Consider the following 18,320-nt stretch of genomic DNA (forward strand, 5'->3'; position numbering starts at 1 on the left):
GAATGGCATTAGCACATTCGCTCCCGTTTTAATCCTCTCACCGTACAACCAGCACCGGACATTTCGCGTGGCGTACCACGGCTGCTGCCGTTGAACCCAGCAGATAAGTGCTAAAACCGGGTTTATGTGAGGCGATGACGATAAGCTCGGCGTCCACCGCCTCTGCCAACTTGAGGATCTGATCCTTCGGCGGGCCGTAAACGACATGAGTTTGACTCCTGCCTGCAGGAATATTGAACTGCTTAATAATCTCTTCGAGTTTTTCGCTGGCCTTGGCCTGCAGACCACTTCTGTCCGGAAATTCGGTAGAGTAGGCTAGCCCTAGCGAGGCATAGAACGGAACGGTAGGAATAACGGCTAAAAAGTGAACCTTCGCGGTTTTGGCATGCGCCTGAACCTGTGGAACAACATGGCGAGTTAAATCGGTTTCAGAGATATCGATGGGCACCAGAATTGAGCGATACATATTCACTACCTCCTGTTTGTTTACCTCTACTCTGAGTGTAGCGAAAGTCGTCTTTGTATAATAAGTGACCAGATCAAGGTTACGTGCATAAATGTGCGTCAATGAAATGTGTGTGTCGCATGTCTGGCCGTATATGTATATGTGAGCAAAACTGTAAGACAGGTATCTTCATTAATACGTGTAATCAAAAAACAGAAAAGGGTTCTTTTTTATGTGTTTTCATTATATATTTAATTATATAACGATTGCCGCCAAGGGATTAATTTCAGCAGCTTTTAATCTTTATCAAACTTTTATTCTGATGTTTGTGTAATTAATAGTTAATCAAGCTTTATGTTTGGTTTAATATTCTAATTTTAAACGAAATTTGATATTTACATTTCGTTCTCATTAATTATGCGAGCCCCTTCAAACTTACCCGTTGGCTGATTCTTATTTCTCTCTTCGCTTGATGAATATCAATAAGTAGCTGCTTTAGTATATTTATTGTCTACCTCTAAAAGGGTATTCGTCTGATGGAAATAAAAGATGAGAAAAATAAATAAAACTATCATATGGACGATGCTGCTGTGCATTGTTCTTGGTGCAGTTATTGTTTTGGCAGGGCAATGGACATTGCACAAAACCTCAAGCACGGAATTTTGTTTGTCGTGCCATACGATGCAGGCACCCTACGAGGAATATACCGGCTCGGTTCACTTCCAGAATCAGAAAGGCATTCGCGCAGAGTGCGCGGACTGTCATATCCCGGAGGGCGGGCTGGATTATCTGGTGGCTAAGCTGCGGGCTTCAAAAGATGTTTATCACCAGTTCATAACCAAAAAAATCGATACCCCGGAAAAATTTGAAGAACATCGTCTGGAGATGGCGCAAACCGTCTGGGCACAGCTCAAGGCGAGTGATTCTGCGACCTGCCGTAGCTGCCATAGTATGGACGCCATGGATCTTGCTGCACAAAGCGCGGATGCCCAGAAGATGCACAAAATGGGCATCGCGGAAAAGCAAACCTGTATTGATTGCCATAAAGGCGTCGCCCATTTCCCACCTGAAATAAAAATGGATGACAGTGCGCTTAAAGGGCTTGAAGCGCAGTCAGCCTCTACTCCAGCCTCGGCAACTGAGCTTTATGCCGTAAGCAATACCGCGCTTGGCGATCTGGGAACCGTTTACCCGGCAACAAAAATGCAGGTTCTGAAAACAACGGACAACGTGCGACTGGTCGAGATTCGCGGTAGCCAGATGCAGGGAAGTGAACAGGTTATTTACTACGCAGCAGGGCAGCGTTTGATTCTTGCCAGCCTGAGTGAAAAAGGTCAGCAGTCGCTGAAGATCCTCTCCGACTGGAAAAAAGATGACTACGGCAATGCGTGGCGAGATGTCGTGCTGCAGGGCGAATGGAGCGGTTCCGCTCTCGCCAGCCGCGAACCCATGTGGGATTACGCACGCAAACTCGACAATGTGTACTGCGCGGGTTGTCATGCGCCAATTCCGGCGAATCATTTCACGCTCAACGCCTGGCCTTCTGTGGCAAAAGGGATGGGTGCTCGTACCAATATCAGTGAAAACGAACTGGATATCCTGAGCCGTTACTTCCAGTACAACGCGAAAGACATGAACAAATAAGCGATAAATCAGGAGAAATCATGAAACTCACAAGACGTGACTTTATCAAGACGGCTGGCGCGGCAACCGGGACAATGGCGATTTCTTCGGTGATCCCAATGCCGGCCTGGGCCGAAGGCCAGAATGGTGGGGCAATCCTGACGGCAGCACGTTGGGGTGCGGTATACGTGGAAGTCAAAGACGGCAAAGTGGTTTCCTCAAAAGGTGCGTTGCCGAAAACGGTGCCGAACTCATTACAGCAAACCGCGCCGGATCAGGTTCATACCAATATCCGCGTTAAGTATCCGATGGTGCGCAAAAGCTATCTGGAAAACCCGGGTAAAGCGGATGGTAAACGTGGTAACGATCCTTTCGTGCGCGTGAGTTGGGAACAAGCGCTGAAGCTCATTCACGAGCAGCATAGCCGGATCCGTAGCAGCTATGGCCCGTCCTCAATATTTGCCGGTTCCTATGGCTGGCGCTCCAGCGGCGTTCTGCATAAGGCGCAAACCCTACTGCAACGCTATATGAGCATGGCCGGTGGCTACGCCGGTCATACCGGAGATTATTCAACCGGGGCCGCGCAGGTGATCATGCCTTACGTTGTGGGATCGGTTGAAGTCTATGAGCAGCAAACCACCTGGCCGATGGTGCTAGAGCACAGTCAGGTCGTGGTGCTGTGGGGGATGAACCCGCTCAATACCCTCAAAATTGCCTGGAGCAGCACGGATGAACAGGGGATTGAATACTTTAATCTGCTGAAAAAATCAGGGAAAAGCGTCATCGCCATCGATCCGATGCGTTCTGAAACCATCGAGTTCTTTGGTGATAATGCGACCTGGATTGCGCCACATATGGGGACCGATGTGGCGATGATGTTAGGGATCGCCCACACGCTGGTGAAGAAAAATCTTCACGACAAAGCCTTCCTGGAAAAATACACCACTGGATATCCGCAGTTTGAAGAGTACCTGCTCGGCAAGAGCGACAAAATTGAGAAAACCACCGAGTGGGCATCTGGCGTGTGTGGCGTGCCTGCTGAGCAACTGGAAAAGCTGGCGGAAATTTTCTCCAGCAACAAAACCATGCTCATGGCAGGCTGGGGGATTCAGCGTCAGCAATACGGTGAGCAAAAACACTGGATGCTGGTGACTCTGGCGGCGATGCTGGGGCAAATTGGTACCGAAGGCGGTGGTTTCGGGTTCTCTTATCACTATTCTAACGGCGGTAACCCAACACGCACCGGTGGGGTATTGCCAGCAATTTCCGCCAAAATTGAGGGGGGATCATCTGCTGGCAACGACTGGGCGGTTTCCGATGCGGTGACCAGCCTGCCGGTAGCGCGAATTGTCGAGGCGCTGGAAAACCCAGGCGGCAAATATCAGCATAACGGTAAAGAGCAAACCTTCCCGGATATCAAAATGATCTGGTGGGCGGGTGGCGCTAACTTTACCCATCATCAGGATACCAACCGCTTAATCAAAGCCTGGCAGAAGCCTGAACTGGTTGTCATCTCTGAGTGTTACTGGACCGCAGCGGCCAAACACGCCGATATCGTTCTGCCAATCACCACCTCGTTTGAGCGTAATGATCTGACCATGACCGGTGATTACAGTAACCAGCATCTGGTGCCTATGAAGCAGGTCATCGCGCCGCAGTTTGAAGCGCGTAGTGATTTTGACGTATTTGCCGATCTGGCTGAGATGCTCAAGCCGGGTGGTAAGGCGGTCTACACCGAAGGCAAAGACGAAATGGCGTGGCTGAAGCAGTTCTATGACGTCGCGCAAAAAGCCGCCCGCGCCCAGCGTGTCGCCATGCCTCAGTTCAACGCGTTCTGGCAGCAGAATAAACTGATCGAAATGCGTGAGAATGAAAAGAATAACAAATATGTGCGCTACGCGGATTTCCGCAGCGATCCGGTGATGAATGCGCTGGGAACGCCGAGCGGCAAGATAGAAATCTACTCGAAAACGATTGAAGGCTATCAGTATAAAGACTGTCCGCCGCATGCGTCCTGGATTGAACCGGATGAATGGAAAGGAACTGCGGATAAAGATCAGCTGCAGCTACTGACGGCGCACCCGGCACATCGTCTGCATAGCCAACTGAACTACGCGTCGCTGCGTAAAGAATACGCGATTGCCAATCGTGAACCGGTGACGATTCATCCGGATGACGCGAAAGCCAGAGGGATTGTCGAGGGCGATCTGGTTCGTGTATGGAATGCTCGCGGACAGGTTCTGGTGGGGGCGCACGTCAGCGACGGTATCAAACCGGGAATCATCTGTATCCATGAAGGCGCATGGCCGGATATTGAAAACGGTATCTGTAAAAATGGCGGCGCGAACGTGCTGACGGCGGATATCCCAACCTCACGGCTGGCGAATGGCTGTGCGGGGAATACCAGCCTTGTATATGCAGAAAAATTCACCGGTGAAGCGCCAAAACTCACCGTCTTTGATGAGCCAGCAATTGTCACCATGTAATGATGATGGCTGATAAACGGGGGCCGTAAGGCTCCCGTTTTTTATCACTGTTTGGGCAATGTTTTACTGTTGTTACTCAGCCAGCTCAATCACATCTCCCGTTGCCGGTGCGTCAGTTCCCGGTAGCCACAATCGACCCCATGAACCAGTGCAATGACAGCCGAGTAGTTTTTCGGGTTGCTGTTGCTTAATAAATTGTCGGGTCCGCCATAGCTTAGCGGGGGAGGCAGCACGTAAATGAAACCCACCGACCAGGGCATAAATTTGGTTAACCCCTGTGATTTTCTGGCAATGGCGTACGATGTTCTCTATTCCCCGATGCCCGCAACCAGTAATGATGACTAACCCGCGTTCAGATTTATAGATCAACACGCCTTCGTCACTGATGTAATCTGGTTGGAGTGTTTTCTCGCTAATCACACCATAGGATTGTGGCGTGGGAACGCTAATTTCCCCGGACCACAAAAAGCGATCGCTGATAGCCAGCGGCTCGCGGGTGTATTCCATGATGAATCGAGAGTAGTTGTTATCATGCGAGAGTTTTTTAATTTTTCGTGGTGTTCCCGCAACCGTAACTGAGGCGTATCGTTCACAGGCTATTTGGGGATGACAAATGATACGGCTGTTATCCGCAAGCCACGGCACGCCGCCGCAGTGATCGTAATGGCCGTGCGACAGCACCACGGCGGTTAAGTGCGTCAGGTCCACGCCCATTTGTGCAGCGTTATGCATGAAGCTGCCATCCGGCCCGGTATCAAACAATATTGTGGTCGTTTCATCCTGAACTAACAGACTTAATCCAGGCTTTGCCAGTAATGTTTTTCCAGCGCCAGCAGCACGTCGGTTTTCAAGCAGCACTGTGAGGGTCAAAGCCATGTCTGACTCCAGTATTAAAACAGCATACTGTAATGCATGGCTTTTGAGGGTGCTGTGATCGCAGCGCTCTTTAGCGGTATCTGTTATTCACGCACAATTTTGCCAGCGTTTCCTGCATCGCTGTCATTCCAGCTACCGCGACCATTTGTTTTAATGGTGTAAGTGGCATAACCGACGCGGAAGGTCATCGTATCCTTATAGGTATTTACGTCACGCACTTCCTTACCATTGACGTAAACGCCGGAATCTTCGACGTGAATATCAACGCTGCGTTGACCATTGGCAAATTTGGCCACGTAATTTCCGCTGAATTTGCCATCAATACCCGCATTATCGTGGTTATCCCGGCCTGTGGTATTTTGCTGCTCTTCACCATGGCGATGATGACGATTTTGCTGGCTGTTATCGCTCTCGATAAAGCCATGATCGTGGTTCCACTGATAGGATTTGTTCACATCACAACCATTGAGTTCGCTCATTTGCGTACAACCTGAACGTTCATATTTTTTCTGCATTGCCGGGGTAATTGCATATGCCGTTGTGGCCGTTGTCAGACCAAGGACCAGGAGGGTCAGCAGACGTTTATTCATTTTTCACTCACTATCATCATTAAGTTTATTTATAGGAATACGAACTTTTTGGCTGTCATTTTTACGACGACGGCAGTTTCCCATTAAATATTAACGACGCATACCAGGGGGAATCCTAATTTATAATTAGGGTGAGGTGATAAATGTTGTGATACGCAACATAATAAGTAGTTGATTTACGATTTTCACACAATCTGAATAAAGAGTTAAAAGGTTTTTACTTTTTAATGGGAGATTTAATGAATTATTAATATTGACATTAACGATGAACAAGGATGCAGGCTTGTATATAAACAGGCCTGCACGGGGAGAGTAGTCCACAATATTCAAACTTAGCGTATTTATGGATATTGTCGTCAATACAGCTCGTCTTTACCCTTGAGTGGAGATCTGTGCGCGGTGCTGCTCGGCCTGTATCTCATGAGCAAATGAATGGCCGTTATTTACTGATTGGTGAACAACCATTGCTTTTTCATGTTCATTCATTTGTGAAAATGATTGCGCATTGGTTGGTGTTGACGATGAATTATTTGCCTGCGAGGCATGTGCCTGCGCCATTTGTTGATGTGCAGAGGCATCACTGTTATTCATCATTTCATGAGCCATTGCGGCCTGTTGATGCACTTTAGGTGTTTCTGCCGCATTAACGCCAACTGAAATAAAAAACGCGATAGCTAAAAAAGAGGACATCTTATTCATCATATTTCTCCTGTTTGGGTTTACGGAAGAAAGTATAATTAATGGGGACTGTCAGTGGCGTGACAGGATTATGACGGTTGTGTCAGAGAATAGGTGATGACAGGTATAAGCGTCATCACCATAAATTACATCGCGTGCTTGGGAAGCGTCAGAATAAAGCGAGTGACATAAGGATTGGAAGTTACCGAGACTTTTCCGTGATGGGCAATCACAATCGATTTCACAATCGCCAGACCAATACCGCTGCCTTCGCCTTTACGCTGCCGTGAAGGGTCCACTCGATAAAAGCGGTCAAAGAGTCGCGGAAGATGTTGCGGGGGAATGGGGGGGCCGGGATTCTCAACGACTATCTGGACCAGACCATCCGCCTCTTTCACCCGCACGGTTACCGACTCACCTTTTGGCGTATAGCGCATGGCATTTGACAGCAGGTTACTCATTGCCCGGCGTAACATTAATGGGTCGCCTGAAACCCAGCATGCACGTCCTTCAAACCGTAAACCAACCTCACGCTCCTCTGCCCAGGCTTCGAAAAAGTCGAACACTTTACCGACCTCATCAGCCAGATTGAGCGCTTTTTTTTCTGGGATCAGCTGATTGTTATCTGCCTGCGCCAGAAACAGCATATCACTCACCATTTTCGACATTCGGCCAAACTCTTCGAGATTGGAATACAGCACATCTTCCAGTTCTTTTTGGCTGCGGGTCTGGCTGAGCGCAATTTCCGTTTGGGTGACGAGGTTAGTTATTGGCGTGCGGATCTCATGGGCAATATCCGCCGAGAAGTTCGACTGACGTTTAAATACGTCCTCGATGCGTTCGAGCATGTGATTAAACGAACTAACCAGTTGTTCCAGTTCAATAGGCACAGCCTGCGGATCTAGACGGACATCGAGATCTTTCGAGGTGATATTTTGGATGCGACGACTAACATTACGGATCGGTTCATGGCCTTTGTATACGGCGAACAGCACGATAAAAACAATCATGATGCTAATCAGCGAAGCCGTCATAATTAACTTGTTTTTCAGATCGTTAATATAGTGCAGGTGAAAATCGATCGATAACGCCAGATACAGCGTATACGCTGGTTTTCCATCGGCAAGCTTTCCTACCGGCAGGCGAATCATTCGCCAGTTAGACGATGTTTTCTGTCCGTGGATATGTCTGGAGGTTTGCAGTGTAGGGCCTGAGATAATAAAAACGTCGCTGGCATGAGCATTTTTATCCGGCCTTGCGCTGGCGATAAATTGCCGGAGATCCGGCGCATTGGGCGAATGAAAAATGGCCTTCTGGTTGCTATCTACCAGAGAAATAATGACGTTCGAGTAACCCGCCACCACATTTTTTAGCGTTTCCAGTCGGCGTGATTCTGGCTCGTTAGGCTGGTTAATAATCCGCTCCAGCGTGGTGCTAATCTCTTGTAAATCATTGATGTCCTGCTCGGCGAAGTGGACTTTCACGGAGTGGATCATTATCCATGCAAAGGCGAAAAATGAAGCAATTGTCGCCAGGCTGATAAAAAAGGTTAGTCGTGTCGCCAGTGAAAAAGGGCGCCGCCATCGTTTACTGGCCATCAGGAACCTCAAGCATATATCCCACGCCGCGCACGGTCTGAATCAGTTTCGGCTCATAATCGTTATCAATTTTGGCGCGCAGACGCTTAACGGCGACGTCGATGGCATTAGTATCGCTGTCAAAATTCATATCCCAGACCTGGGAGGCGATCAGCGAGCGGGGTAAAACTTCCCCCTGATGGCGCAGGAAAAACTCAAGCAGCGTAAACTCTTTGCTGGTCAGAGTGATGCGCGTACCGCTGCGGGTAACTTTTCTGCTGACCAGATCGACCATTAAATCCGCGACCTGAAACTGGCTTTCGACAATCACCGCCGCGCCTCGACGCAACAGCGTTCTGACCCGTGCCAGCAGTTCGGCGAAGGCAAACGGTTTAACCAGGTAATCATCAGCACCCAATTCCAGACCTTTAACCCGATGTTCAATGGTACCCAGTGCGGTGAGGAGAAGAATGGGCATTCCTTTGTTGGCGGAACGCAGCATCCGCACGATATCCCAGCCGTTTACATCCGGCAGCATGATGTCGAGTATGAGCAGGTCGTAATCGCCGGTCATCGCCAGGTGATACCCGTTCAGGCCGTTATCCGCTAAATCCACGACAAAACCCGCTTCCGTCAGGCCTTTTGTCAGGTATTCACCGGTTTTTTTCTCATCTTCGACTATCAAAACCTTCATCGCATTCTCCTTCTCGCACTGGTGTGCGGACTTTCAATTCTAGGGAAGCGGGATCGGATAGCAATCGGTTATTGGGAAAATGACAGTTTTGTCATTTTCCTGTCACCGGTTAAACAGAGTCACTTGGTTAAAGTACAGCACTATAAATTCCTACACATTTTAGGGACATCAGTCCGGTCAGGACGAGAAGAACTATGAGCAAATTTAAGCTTCTTACTCTCAGCGCTATATTCGTGCTCGCCGGTTGTTCATTGGCGCCGGACTATCAGCGCCCGGCTTTGCCGGTGCCGCAGCAATTTTCTTTAAGCCAGAATGCCCTGGTATCGGCTCAAGGTGAATATCAGGACACGGGCTGGCGGACCTTCTTCGTTGACTCCCAGGTAAAGGCGCTGATTGGCGAGGCGTTGGTTAATAACCGCGATTTACGTATGGCTGTGCTAAAAGTTCAGGAAGCGAGAGCGCAATATGGCGTCACGGACGCTGACCGCTACCCGCAACTCACGGCAGGCTCCAGTGGTACATACAGCGGTAAATTAAAAGGTGATAGCAGCACCGAACGTGAATTCGAAGCTGAACTCAATCTTAGTTTCGACCTGGATTTCTTTGGGCGGCTAAAAAATATGAGTGAAGCTGAGCGACAGAATTTCTTTGCCAGCGAAGAAGCGCGTCGGGCGGTGCATATCTCATTAATCTCCAACGTGTCGCAAAGTTATTTTAATCAGCGTCTGGCTTACGCGCAGTTGCAAGTTGCTGAAGAAACGCTGCAAAACTACCAGCGCTCTTACGCTTTTGTAGAGAAGCAATTGGTAACCGGTAGCACCAACGTACTGGCGTTGGAACAAGCGCGCGGTGTGATCGAAAGTACGCGTAGCGAAATTGCCAAGCGTAAAGGTGATCTGGCGCAGGCCAATAACGCGCTGCAGCTGTTGCTGGGTACATACGGGAAATTACCTGATGACCACGCGCGCAGCCGTGGGGATATTAAACCGGTAACGCTGCCGCCATCGCTCTCGTCGCAAATACTGCTGCAGCGCCCGGATATTATGGAAGCTGAGCACGGATTATTGGCGGCAAATGCCAATATCGGTGCTGCGCGAGCGGCATTTTTTCCGTCTATAACGTTGACCAGTTCCGTGTCCAGTAGCAGCAGCGATCTTTCCAGTTTATTTAATGCCGCCAGCGGCATGTGGAATTTTGTCCCCAAAATAGATATTCCAATATTCAACGCTGGACGTAATCAGTCCAATCTCGACCTGGCAGAAATTCGCCAGCAACAGTCGGTAGTGAATTACGAACAAAAAATTCAGAACGCGTTTAAAGAAGTGGCGGATGCACTGGTGTTGCGCCAAAGCATTGCCGATCAAATTAGCGGGCAGCAGCGTTATCTGGATTCATTGCAAATCACACTACAACGCGCCAGAGCGCTTTATCAGAATGGTGCAGTTAGCTATATCGAAGTATTAGACGCAGAACGTTCTTTATTCGCTACGCGGCAATCGCTGCTCGATCTTAATTACGCCCAACAGGTTAATGAAATTAAGCTGTTTGCTGCCTTAGGCGGCGGTTGGGTGGAGTAATCCTTAATATTAACCTTTCAGGAGCATCAATTATGAATACTACCGCCAAAGCTGTGCTGTTTAGTCTTTTCTCTATGATCATGTTTAACGCTCAGGCCAATGAGCATCAGCATGGTGAGATGATGAATATGCAGCCAGCGGCTCAACAGGAACAACTCATTAGCGCTACCGGGGTGATTGAAGCTGTTGATATGGAAAGTAAAAAGATTACGATCAAGCATGATCCTATCCCTGCGGTGAACTGGCCAGCCATGACGATGCGTTTTACACTGGTTGCCGATACGAAGGCTGATGATATTAAGCCAGGCGATAAGGTCGCGTTTACGTTTGTTCAGCAGGGAAATCTCTCTGTGTTACGCGATATTCACATCAGTAAATAACGTTCTCGTTGGTCTCTTTTATTCTTGCCCGGGTTTTGCGAACGCGGGTGAGACTATCGCGCAATGGAAATCACTATGGCGTCTTTAAATATTAAAAATACCGCGCTTATTCTCGCTGGCATGATTGCCGGTGGGGTTATTTCTGCCGGTATTTATACTTATTATTCATCCGCAAAAGCAACAGCTGAAACCGGGCAGGCTTCGCCAAAAGAAGCCAGAAAAGTGTTGTTTTGGTACGACCCCATGTACCCAAACACGCGTTTTGATAAACCGGGTAAATCGCCATTTATGGATATGGATCTGATCCCGAAATATGCCGATGAAGAGACCGCGAACGCGTCATCACCAGGCGTGCGCATCGATCCTACACAGACCCAGAACCTGGGGCTGAAAACAGAGCCAGTGCGTCGTGGACCACTGCACTACGCGCAAACTTTTCCGGCCAACGTTAGTTATAACGAATACCAGTTTGTTATTGTCCAGGCACGCTCAGCGGGCTTTATCGAGAAGGTTTACCCACTGACCGTGGGGGACAAAATTAAACAAGGCGCGCCGCTGATCGACCTGACTATTCCTGATTGGGTTGAGGCGCAGAGCGAATATTTATTGCTGCGAGAAACTGGCGGCAGCGCGACGCAGGTGGAAGGAATTCTGGAAAGATTACGTCTGGCTGGAATGCCTGAAGCGGATATTCAGCGCTTAAAATCGACGCGTAAAATTCAGACCCGCTTTACCCTGAAAGCGCCTATTGATGGGGTGATCACCGCATTCGATTTGCGTACGGGTATGAACATTTCCAAAGACAATGTGGTCGCGAAAATTCAGGGTATGGACCCGGTATGGGTCAGCGCGTCGGTCCCGGAATCTATCGCCTGGCTGATTAAAGACGCCTCGCAATTTACCATCACCGTGCCCGCCTGGCCGGATAAGCCTTTCACCATCAGCAAGTGGAGTATCTTACCCAGCGTTGATGCTACCACGCGTACGCTCCAGCTCCGTTTACAGGTCGATAATCCTGACGAGGCGCTCAAGCCCGGGATGAATGCTTACCTGCAACTGAAAACACAAAGCGAGCCAATGCTGCTGATCCCGTCTAAAGCGCTAATTGATACGGGTACCGAGCAGCGGGTAATCACCGTTGATAACGAAGGCCGATTTGTGCCGAAACAAGTTGCGGTATTCCATGAATCTCAAGGGCTGACGGCTATCCGCTCCGGCCTGACCGAAGGCGAAAAAGTGGTTTCCAGCGGTCTGTTCCTGATTGATTCCGAAGCGAATATCTCTGGCGCACTGGACCGTATGCGCGCCCAGAACAGTAAGACGCAAGACGCAGCCGCCATGCCAGCCCAGGCTACCCATTCACACTGAGGATATGATAAATGATTGAATGGATTATCCGCCGCTCGGTGGCAAACCGTTTTCTGGTGATGATGGGGGCGCTGTTTCTCAGTATTTGGGGAACCTGGACCATCATCAATACCCCGGTTGATGCGCTGCCCGATCTCTCTGATGTTCAGGTGATCGTCAAAACCAGCTATCCGGGTCAGGCGCCGCAAATTGTTGAAAATCAGGTGACCTATCCGCTGACCACCACCATGCTGTCGGTACCAGGCGCGAAAACTGTGCGCGGTTTCTCGCAGTTTGGCGATTCCTACGTGTACGTCATTTTCGAAGATGGTACCGATCCTTACTGGGCGCGCTCGCGCGTACTGGAGTACCTCAACCAGGTTCAGGGAAAATTGCCGGCTGGCGTTAGCGCGGAAATGGGACCGGACGCCACGGGTGTCGGCTGGATATTTGAGTACGCGCTGGTGGATCGCAGCGGGAAACACGATCTGGCGGAATTACGTTCTCTTCAGGACTGGTTTTTAAAGTATGAGTTAAAAACGATTCCCAACGTGGCGGAAGTCGCCTCGGTAGGCGGCGTGGTTAAACAGTATCAGGTCGTTATTGATCCAATGAAGCTGACGCAATATGGCATCAGTCTGGCGGACGTGAAATCGGCGCTGGATACGTCGAATCAGGAAGCGGGCGGCTCATCTGTTGAGATGGCTGAAGCGGAATATATGGTCCGCGCCAGTGGATATCTGCAAACGCTCGATGATTTCAATAACATCGTCCTGAAAACAGGGGCCGACGGTGTACCTGTTTACCTGCGCGATGTGGCGCGCGTACAGATTGGGCCGGAAATGCGCCGTGGGATCGCCGAACTGAATGGCGAAGGCGAAGTGGCGGGCGGGGTGGTTATTCTGCGGTCCGGTAAAAATGCGCGTGAGGTGATCTCCGCGGTTAAAGCCAAGCTCGATACGCTGAAAAGTAGCCTGCCGGAAGGCGTAGAAATAGTTACAACATACGATCGCAGTCAGCTCATTGACCGCGCCATTGATAACCTGAGCTACAAGCTGCTGGAAGAGTTTATCGTTGTTGCGCTGGTGTGTGCATTGTTCCTGTGGCATCTGCGTTCTGCGCTGGTGGCGATTATTTCCCTGCCGCTGGGGCTGTGTATCGCGTTCATCGTGATGCATTTCCAGGGGCTGAACGCCAATATCATGTCGCTGGGGGGCATTGCCATTGCCGTCGGGGCGATGGTCGATGCCGCCATCGTGATGATTGAAAACGCCCATAAGCGGCTGGAAGAGTGGGGGCATCAGCATCCGCATGAAAAGCTGGATAACGCAACGCGCTGGAAGGTCATTACTGACGCCTCGGTAGAAGTCGGCCCGGCATTGTTCATCAGCCTGCTGATTATCACATTGTCGTTTATCCCTATTTTCACGCTTGAGGGGCAAGAGGGGCGACTGTTCGGGCCGCTGGCGTTCACCAAAACGTATGCCATGGCAGGTGCGGCGTTTCTGGCCATCGTGGTTATTCCAATCCTGATGGGATTCTGGATCCGCGGAAAAATACCTGCAGAAAGCAGCAACCCGCTTAACCGTTTCCTGATCCGTATTTACCATCCGCTATTGCTGAAGGTATTGCACTGGCCCAAGACCACCATCCTGGTGGCGGTGCTTTCAATACTGACGGTTATCTACCCGCTGAATAAAGTCGGTGGTGAATTCCTGCCGCAGATTAACGAAGGCGACCTGCTGTATATGCCTTCGACATTGCCGGGGATCTCAGCGGCGCAGGCAGCGGACATGCTGCAAAAAACCGACAAGCTGATCATGACCGTTCCGGAAGTGGCGCGCGTGTTTGGTAAAACAGGTAAGGCAGAAACCGCAACAGACTCAGCACCGCTGGAAATGGTTGAAACGACGATCCAACTGAAGCCGCAGGACCAGTGGCGTCCGGGGATGACGATGGACAAAATCATTGCCGAGCTGGATAAAACCGTACGCTTGCCGGGACTGGCGAATCTGTGGGTTCCGCCGATTCGTAACCGTATCGACATGCTCTCTACGGGGATCAAAAGCCCAATTGGCATTAAGGTGTCAGGTAACGTTCTGGCAGATATCGACGCCACGGCGGAGCAAATTGAAGAGGTGGCCAGAACCGTGCCGGGCGTCTCTTCGGCGCTGGCTGAGCGCCTGGTCGGGGGGCGCTATATCAATGTGGATATTAATCGGGAGAAAGCGGCCCGGTACGGAATGACCGTCGGCGCGGTGCAACTGTTTGTCACCTCTGCGGTCGGAGGCGCAATGGTCGGCGAAACGGTGGAAGGGATTGCACGTTATCCGATTAACCTTCGCTATGCGCAGAGCTATCGTGATAGCCCGGAAGCGCTGCGTAATCTGCCCATTCTGACGCCCATGAAACAGCAAATCACGCTGGCGGATGTCGCCGACGTGACGGTGGTTTCGGGGCCTTCGATGCTGAAAACCGAAGATGCGCGACCAACCAGCTGGATTTACATCGACGCCCGCGATCGTGACATGGTCTCAGTGGTGAACGATCTGAAAAAAGCGATCGCTGAAAACGTACAGTTAAAGCCGGGGACCAGCGTGGCGTTTTCCGGGCAGTTCGAGCTGCTTGAGCGCGCCAGTCATAAGCTCAAACTGATGGTGCCGATGACGCTGATGATAATCTTCGTTCTGCTTTATCTGGCCTTCCGTCGCTTTGGTGAAGCGCTGCTGATTATCACCAGTGTGCCTTTTGCGCTGGTGGGCGGCATCTGGTTCCTTTACTGGATGGGGTTCCATATGTCGGTTGCAACCGGAACCGGATTTATCGCCCTGGCAGGTGTTGCTGCGGAGTTTGGCGTGGTGATGCTGATGTACTTGCGCCACGCTATTGAAGCCGAACCTGCGTTGGAAAATCCGCAAACCTTTACGGCGGATAAGCTGGATGAAGCGTTATATCACGGTGCTGTGCTGCGCGTGCGCCCGAAAGCGATGACCGTGGCGGTGATTATTGCAGGTCTGTTACCTATATTGTGGGGGACGGGAGCTGGCTCAGAAGTCATGAGCCGCATAGCCGCGCCGATGATTGGCGGCATGATCACCGCACCATTGCTCTCTCTGTTCATTATTCCGGCCGCTTATAAGCTGATGTGGCTGCACAGGCATCGCCACCAAAAGTAATGCCCTGAAGCGCTCGTCTGCCTCGGTTTTACTGCCGAAGCAGGCGTTGCGTTATACCGTCAACGCTTTCACGCGTTTGCGGTACTCGCCCGGCGTGCAGCCAAATTCCCGTAAAAAGACTTTATGAAACGACGATTCGCTGGCGTAACCCACCGACTCGGCAATAACGATTAACGGCTGTGTACCGCGCGATAGCATCTGGGCTGCGAACTGCAGGCGCAGCGCGGTTAACACCGCCAGCGGCGTGGAGTTTGATACTTCACGGAATAGCTGTGCGAAGCTGGCCCGCGACATATGTGCTCGTTTTGCCAGTTCTTCGACGGTCCAGGCAAAAGCCGGTGACTCCAGCATCATGAATACAACGGATCCAAGCCTGGGGTGCAGCAGTAAATTCAGCACATTTTTAGCGGGTGTCGACTGGGCGAGCCACTCGCGAACGGTTAACGCGAACAGCGTAGCGCATTGCTGGCTGCAAACGATGCTGGAGCCAGGCAGGTCGTTGATGTATTCCTCCTGCATTAGCGCAATCATGGCCTTCAGCCAATGGCTGACTGGGCTGTTCTCCTCAGGCGCCAGTAATAATACTTCCGGAAGCGCGGTTAAAAAATAGCGTGAAGATGCCTGTAATCGCAGGCTCCCGCAGACAATATGCGTTTGTTCTTCCCCTGTCTGGCACAGACGATGCGCGGAGTTTTGCGGCAGAATGACTATTGTTCCAGGGCGTAATGTGGAAGATGTTCCGTCAGGCATATCCAGTTGAGCGAATCCCTGGGTTACCGTATGCCAGCGAATAACGGACAGTTCACCCGCCGCATGCGGCAGTTGCCAGTCCCTGCTCAACAGGCAGTTTTGATCAATCGAGCCCTGCGGGTCGTTAAGCATAAGTAATCGGCTAAGTGCGTCCATGAAGACTCCTGGGCAGTTTTTGCTAATGCTAATTGAGATGACAACAACGCTATCACACATAATTTTATTAATAATTTTATGGTATTAGTTTAATTTCTCAATAAGTTGAGTGGAAGGGAAAGAGCGGTTTTTTAGACGATTTGACAGTAATTGGCGCGTTATGGATACATTGTTCGTGCATCGCTAAACCTATAATTCAGTTCAACAAACGAACAGTGACATGGCGGAGAGACAGCATGAATCAGTATCAGGCGATTGTTATCGGATTTGGTAAAGCGGGTAAAACGCTGGCGGCAACACTGGCCAAAACGGGTTGGCGGGTAGCGATTATTGAACAGTCAAACACCATGTATGGTGGGACATGCATCAATATCGGCTGCATTCCCACCAAAACCCTGGTACACGATGCTGAACTTCAGCATGACTTTGCCGCAGCGATGCAGCGCAAGACCTCCGTTGTCAGTTTTCTGCGCGATAAAAACTTCCACAATCTTGCCGATCTGGAAAACGTGGATGTGATTGAAGGTCGTGCTGAATTCATTGATAACCATACAGTGCGGGTCGTACAGCCAACAGGTGAGGTTGAACTGAGCGGCGAGAAAATCTTTATTAATACTGGTGCCCAGTCAACGATTCCGAACGTTGAGGGATTAACCACGACGCCTGGCGTATTTGACAGCACCGGGTTGTTGAATTTGACGCAACGTCCCGAGCGTCTGGGCATTTTGGGCGGTGGGTATATCGGCGTTGAATTCGCATCGATGTTTGCCAACTTTGGTAGCAAAGTCACTATTTATGAAGCAGCTCCGCAGTTTTTGCCTCGTGAAGACCGGGATATTGCTGACACTATCGCCAACATTTTACGCGACCAAGGCGTTGAGCTGATCCTCAATGCCAACGTGCAGTCTGTCTCCTCTCACGATGGTGCAGTACAGCTGCACATGCCGGAAGGTACCCAGACGGTGGATGTGCTGCTGGTGGCATCGGGTCGCAAACCGGCGACTGAAAATCTGCAGCTGCAGAATGCGGGTGTAGATGTAAACGACCGTGGTGCCATTATTGTAAATAAATATCTACGTACCTCGGCAGATAACATATGGGCAATGGGCGATGTCACTGGTGGATTACAATTTACCTATATCTCGCTGGATGACTTCCGTATTGTGCGCGACAACCTGCTAGGCGAGGGGGTACGTAACACGGGTGATCGTCAAAATGTACCATATTCCGTCTTTATGACGCCGCCGCTTTCCCGCGTCGGAATGACTGAAGAACAGGCTCGTGCCAGTGGTGCGGCGGTGCAGGTCGTGACGTTGCCGGTAGCGGCTATCCCGCGTGCGCGGGTGATGAATGATACCCGTGGCGTACTTAAAGCGGTGGTGGATAGCGAAACGAAACAAATATTAGGTGTGTCGCTGCTGTGCGTGGATTCTCATGAAATGATTAATATCATCAAGACGGTTATGGATGCGGGGTTACCTTATACCACATTGCGTGACCAAATATTTACCCATCCAAGCATGAGCGAATCACTAAACGATCTCTTTTCTCTCATTAAATAATAATAGCGTAGTCTACATATTTGCCCCACCCGTGTGGGGCTTTTTTATTTGTTTTTATACTTCCTGATACTAATTGACAGTTATTTTGGCGTTACGGATGAAATAAAATAAAGTGACATGTTTTATTATATTTCCACTGAAATAACTTGTTAATGGGAATAGAAATGAACATGTTTAAAACTACGTTACTAATGACTGCATTACTGACTGCTCCGGTGACATTTTCCGTGTTAGCGCAAACCGAGGTTGCCCACGTTAGCGTATCAGCTGTGTCTGGCACTCCTTCCGTGGTGGAAGATGCCATTGCGAAACTGGCACAGGAAAAGAAAGCGACTTCCTGGAAAATTACCTCAATGCGTATTGATAGCAGCACTCACGCAACGGCAATTTTGTACAAGTGAGG

Annotated in this window: 15 protein-coding genes; 8 read left to right on the forward strand and 7 right to left on the reverse strand. The window is 50.1% G+C overall.

Annotated features, from left to right (window positions below; translation table 11 throughout):
• Positions 1-37: 37 nt before the first annotated feature.
• The gene (gene uspF, locus WC1_RS17850; RefSeq protein WP_003021923.1) at positions 38-466 is read right to left on the reverse strand and encodes a universal stress protein UspF; all 429 of its coding nucleotides are present in this window, start codon (positions 464-466) and stop codon (positions 38-40) included.
• A gap of 528 nt (positions 467-994) precedes the next feature.
• Here uspF and WC1_RS17845 point away from each other — a divergent pair.
• Entirely contained in the window at positions 995-2,089 is a 1,095-nt protein-coding gene (locus WC1_RS17845; RefSeq protein WP_016149741.1) for a NapC/NirT family cytochrome c, read from the forward strand.
• A gap of 20 nt (positions 2,090-2,109) precedes the next feature.
• On the forward strand, positions 2,110-4,554 hold the full coding sequence (locus WC1_RS17840; protein WP_016149742.1) for a trimethylamine-N-oxide reductase 2: 2,445 nt from the start codon (positions 2,110-2,112) through the stop codon (positions 4,552-4,554).
• A gap of 72 nt (positions 4,555-4,626) precedes the next feature.
• Here the strand turns inward: WC1_RS17840 and WC1_RS17835 are convergent, their stop codons facing one another.
• The 5 genes from WC1_RS17835 to cusR all read right to left on the reverse strand — a co-directional run bounded on the left by WC1_RS17835 (position 4,627) and on the right by cusR (position 8,969).
• Positions 4,627-5,430 (reverse strand): MBL fold metallo-hydrolase, encoded by an 804-nt coding sequence (locus WC1_RS17835; protein WP_016149743.1) that lies wholly within the window; start codon positions 5,428-5,430, stop codon positions 4,627-4,629.
• An 83-nt stretch (positions 5,431-5,513) separates the two neighbouring features.
• Positions 5,514-6,020 (reverse strand): hypothetical protein, encoded by a 507-nt coding sequence (locus tag WC1_RS17830; RefSeq protein ID WP_016149744.1) that lies wholly within the window; start codon positions 6,018-6,020, stop codon positions 5,514-5,516.
• 372 nt (positions 6,021-6,392) lie between these two features.
• Positions 6,393-6,719 carry a hypothetical protein gene (locus WC1_RS17825; RefSeq protein WP_003835724.1) on the reverse strand — a complete coding sequence of 109 codons (327 nt, stop codon included), beginning with the start codon at positions 6,717-6,719 and terminating at the stop codon, positions 6,393-6,395.
• A gap of 125 nt (positions 6,720-6,844) precedes the next feature.
• Entirely contained in the window at positions 6,845-8,296 is a 1,452-nt protein-coding gene (locus WC1_RS17820; protein ID WP_016149745.1) for a Cu(+)/Ag(+) sensor histidine kinase, read from the reverse strand.
• Positions 8,286-8,969: a copper response regulator transcription factor CusR gene (cusR, locus tag WC1_RS17815; RefSeq protein ID WP_003021940.1), complete on the reverse strand. Its 684-nt coding sequence runs from the start codon at positions 8,967-8,969 to the stop codon at positions 8,286-8,288. Before cusR ends, WC1_RS17820 begins: the two co-directional genes overlap by 11 nt.
• Positions 8,970-9,163: 194 nt before the next feature.
• On the opposite strand from cusR, the gene WC1_RS17810 reads away from it, so the two are divergent.
• The 4 genes from WC1_RS17810 (at position 9,164) to WC1_RS17795 (ending at position 15,449) form a co-directional block, all read left to right on the forward strand.
• On the forward strand, positions 9,164-10,546 hold the full coding sequence (locus WC1_RS17810; protein ID WP_016149746.1) for an efflux transporter outer membrane subunit: 1,383 nt from the start codon (positions 9,164-9,166) through the stop codon (positions 10,544-10,546).
• Between the two features lie 32 nt (positions 10,547-10,578).
• Positions 10,579-10,926: a cation efflux system protein CusF gene (cusF, locus tag WC1_RS17805; RefSeq protein WP_016149747.1), complete on the forward strand. Its 348-nt coding sequence runs from the start codon at positions 10,579-10,581 to the stop codon at positions 10,924-10,926.
• A 75-nt stretch (positions 10,927-11,001) separates the two neighbouring features.
• The gene (locus WC1_RS17800) at positions 11,002-12,294 is read left to right on the forward strand and encodes an efflux RND transporter periplasmic adaptor subunit (RefSeq protein WP_016149748.1); all 1,293 of its coding nucleotides are present in this window, start codon (positions 11,002-11,004) and stop codon (positions 12,292-12,294) included.
• Positions 12,295-12,305: 11 nt separating this feature from the next.
• Positions 12,306-15,449 carry a CusA/CzcA family heavy metal efflux RND transporter gene (locus WC1_RS17795; protein ID WP_003835712.1) on the forward strand — a complete coding sequence of 1,048 codons (3,144 nt, stop codon included), beginning with the start codon at positions 12,306-12,308 and terminating at the stop codon, positions 15,447-15,449.
• Between the two features lie 51 nt (positions 15,450-15,500).
• On the opposite strand, the gene rclR is transcribed toward WC1_RS17795, so the two are convergent.
• Positions 15,501-16,355: a reactive chlorine-specific transcriptional regulator RclR gene (gene rclR / locus WC1_RS17790; protein ID WP_003021953.1), complete on the reverse strand. Its 855-nt coding sequence runs from the start codon at positions 16,353-16,355 to the stop codon at positions 15,501-15,503.
• A gap of 236 nt (positions 16,356-16,591) precedes the next feature.
• Here rclR and rclA point away from each other — a divergent pair, with 236 nt between their 5' ends.
• Positions 16,592-17,917 carry a reactive chlorine resistance oxidoreductase RclA gene (rclA, locus tag WC1_RS17785; RefSeq protein ID WP_003847475.1) on the forward strand — a complete coding sequence of 442 codons (1,326 nt, stop codon included), beginning with the start codon at positions 16,592-16,594 and terminating at the stop codon, positions 17,915-17,917.
• Between the two features lie 170 nt (positions 17,918-18,087).
• Complete coding sequence (gene rclB / locus WC1_RS17780) at positions 18,088-18,318, forward strand: reactive chlorine resistance periplasmic protein RclB (RefSeq protein WP_003021959.1); 231 nt, start codon at positions 18,088-18,090, stop codon at positions 18,316-18,318.
• Positions 18,319-18,320: the final 2 nt, after the last annotated feature.

Origin of the sequence: Citrobacter sp. KTE30 (assembly GCF_000398825.1) — a bacterium.
GTDB lineage: Bacteria > Pseudomonadota > Gammaproteobacteria > Enterobacterales > Enterobacteriaceae > Citrobacter > Citrobacter freundii.

What these genes read in the sequence shown, in the direction of transcription:
- uspF (WP_003021923.1), bottom strand. Translation starts at nt 466, where the DNA reads ATGTATCGCTCAATTCTGGTGCCCATCGATATCTCTGAAACCGATTTA.
- WC1_RS17845 (WP_016149741.1), top strand. Translation starts at nt 995, where the DNA reads ATGAGAAAAATAAATAAAACTATCATATGGACGATGCTGCTGTGCATT.
- WC1_RS17840 (WP_016149742.1), top strand. Translation starts at nt 2,110, where the DNA reads ATGAAACTCACAAGACGTGACTTTATCAAGACGGCTGGCGCGGCAACC.
- WC1_RS17835 (WP_016149743.1), bottom strand. Translation starts at nt 5,430, where the DNA reads ATGGCTTTGACCCTCACAGTGCTGCTTGAAAACCGACGTGCTGCTGGC.
- WC1_RS17830 (WP_016149744.1), bottom strand. Translation starts at nt 6,020, where the DNA reads ATGAATAAACGTCTGCTGACCCTCCTGGTCCTTGGTCTGACAACGGCC.
- WC1_RS17825 (WP_003835724.1), bottom strand. Translation starts at nt 6,719, where the DNA reads ATGAATAAGATGTCCTCTTTTTTAGCTATCGCGTTTTTTATTTCAGTT.
- WC1_RS17820 (WP_016149745.1), bottom strand. Translation starts at nt 8,296, where the DNA reads ATGGCCAGTAAACGATGGCGGCGCCCTTTTTCACTGGCGACACGACTA.
- cusR (WP_003021940.1), bottom strand. Translation starts at nt 8,969, where the DNA reads ATGAAGGTTTTGATAGTCGAAGATGAGAAAAAAACCGGTGAATACCTG.
- WC1_RS17810 (WP_016149746.1), top strand. Translation starts at nt 9,164, where the DNA reads ATGAGCAAATTTAAGCTTCTTACTCTCAGCGCTATATTCGTGCTCGCC.
- cusF (WP_016149747.1), top strand. Translation starts at nt 10,579, where the DNA reads ATGAATACTACCGCCAAAGCTGTGCTGTTTAGTCTTTTCTCTATGATC.
- WC1_RS17800 (WP_016149748.1), top strand. Translation starts at nt 11,002, where the DNA reads ATGGCGTCTTTAAATATTAAAAATACCGCGCTTATTCTCGCTGGCATG.
- WC1_RS17795 (WP_003835712.1), top strand. Translation starts at nt 12,306, where the DNA reads ATGATTGAATGGATTATCCGCCGCTCGGTGGCAAACCGTTTTCTGGTG.
- rclR (WP_003021953.1), bottom strand. Translation starts at nt 16,355, where the DNA reads ATGGACGCACTTAGCCGATTACTTATGCTTAACGACCCGCAGGGCTCG.
- rclA (WP_003847475.1), top strand. Translation starts at nt 16,592, where the DNA reads ATGAATCAGTATCAGGCGATTGTTATCGGATTTGGTAAAGCGGGTAAA.
- rclB (WP_003021959.1), top strand. Translation starts at nt 18,088, where the DNA reads ATGTTTAAAACTACGTTACTAATGACTGCATTACTGACTGCTCCGGTG.